Here is a 1,943-nt window from a genome sequence, read left to right on the forward strand (position 1 = left end):
GGCTTCTTTAACAAGCTGCTCTTTGAAATCCTGAGGATATCTTTTACGTTTCATCCATACCCCTCCGTTAATATTAGTTTATATTAATAAGGGGGTATGGCTCAAACTCAATTAAGGGGCTTAATAGTATGGGTATGAAAGTCCAGAAGATCCTGCTCATCTTTAGCCATGTTGCAATAAGAATCTCGCCGCTTACAAGGGGACTGAAAGTAAGTCATTTTTATGGGTTATTTAGATAGAATAGATTCCCGCATACAAGGGGACTTTAACCCACCAACAAGTCTCAAAATCTCATTAAATCTTCATAATCCCATACTTCCCCATCCCAAACACCGCCCCCTTGCCCACATGCACCAGTTCCCCCAGCCGCAGCAGGGGCAGAAACTCGTCCAAATTCCCTTCATACTCCACCCGGCCCACCAGGCCGCCCATGTTCACCTTGTTGTCCTGGCGAGAAGAATAGCGCTCCCAGTTCACCCAACGGGTACCGTCCCTAACCAGCCGGACTTCCGCCGCCCGTTCAATCAGCCCGGTAAAGTCAAGCTCCAGTTCCCAGCCATGGTGAAAATAGGCTAGCGACGAGAGCCTGCGTAAAAGGCTCCGTATGAGCATGTGAAACTCAATATGGTGGACGAAATTTTCCTCAAACTTAATCCTGGTGATGGTCAAAAAGTCCAAACCAAGGCGAGTTAAGACTATATCTTTATCCTTCTGACGCAAAAGATCAGCTGTGTCAAACTGGATGGCCAGATTGGTATTTCTAACAAGCTGGTCTTCCGCCTGGTACACCAATTGGCTTTCCCCGTTGTTCAAACCAATTGCCCGAATTTCGGCCAGCCGGTATTTCCTCCTCATTTTCCCGATCCCCAATTCGCCCAGTTCACGAAAGGCAACGATAAAATAAGGAAGGTAATTTATCGCCCTGCCGATCAGGATTAGATCGAAGGCCAGCTTCTCGCCGGGCCTATATTCGGTTTTGGTTTCCAGCGGGGGTTCGAGGATAAAGGGCCGGGGGATACTTTCGTAATTGCGGAGGGCTTCAGAGCCGGGGGGAGGCGCGGTTTCAAAGATATAAGCATAGGGACAGCTTGTCCTTAAGAGGCAGTTGTGGCATTTGGCCTCCCTGAGTGAACAAGAGATCCTCCGAAAGGCGTTGCCGAAACCACCTCTTAACGTGGAACCCTTGTAAGGGGGCAGAAGCAAACCTTTCTCCCCAGCCTTTAGAGTGAGCCGGTATTTAGCTATTGTAAAATATTTGGACATCGCTCTTTCTCCATTAACGGTTTCTCATACCGCAAGCGGCGTCAGAATATGAAATCCATATCAAGCAATAAAAAAATAACCATACAGATATAATTTCTCCATAATGGTTATTATTTCTACATGTAGCGAGAATTCCCTATTGATTATATGCTTATTTTTTTCCGTTTTGATGTATTTCAGCCTGTAGTCGAAATAGGTTTCACACTTGTTTGGACTGCCTGGATACACGGACACCATGGCCTTTCCCATTTCATCCGCATTTTTCAGTCCTTCATTCCTGGCGCCCACGGCTGATTTCTCGAAAATGGAGTTTATCCCATCCTGCACGGTTTTATCGTCCAACCCGTCAATCTGGGGATACTGTAGGGTTATTTGATTTTATCGGTCTCAGAAGCTTCTTTCACTGTTGTTATGGAAATTGCATTCTCTTTTACGCTTTCAAGTTGAATTATTCCGCTTTGCCTGTCCCACCGTACTTTGAGTCCAAAGAGGACAGACAAGGTTTATTCTAAGGATAATTTCGTCTTGACATGATATTTCATATGTAATATATTCTCATCTTTGACAGTTAAAAAATATAAAAAGCTTGAAAGCCCTGTGTTTGCAAGGTGTTCAAGCTTTTTTGTATTTTAAAAAAGTGAGTAATTTTTTTATTTCTTAGTAGTGGTCAAAATTTTTTT

Annotated in this window: 2 protein-coding genes; both read right to left on the minus strand. The window is 44.3% G+C overall.

The features are described 5' to 3' along the window. Positions 1–294: 294 nt before the first annotated feature. The gene (gene cas6 / locus Psfp_RS20905; protein WP_134220438.1) at positions 295–1,263 is read right to left on the minus strand and encodes a CRISPR system precrRNA processing endoribonuclease RAMP protein Cas6; all 969 of its coding nucleotides are present in this window, start codon (positions 1,261–1,263) and stop codon (positions 295–297) included. Positions 1,264–1,323: 60 nt separating this feature from the next. After that, positions 1,324–1,635, minus strand: coding sequence for a DUF4163 domain-containing protein (locus Psfp_RS20910; RefSeq protein ID WP_282434374.1), 312 nt, complete (start codon positions 1,633–1,635; stop codon positions 1,324–1,326). Between the last annotated feature and the right edge of the window lie 308 nt (positions 1,636–1,943).

It is taken from the genome of Pelotomaculum sp. FP (assembly GCF_004369245.1).
Taxonomy (GTDB): domain Bacteria; phylum Bacillota; class Desulfotomaculia; order Desulfotomaculales; family Pelotomaculaceae; genus Pelotomaculum_C; species Pelotomaculum_C schinkii.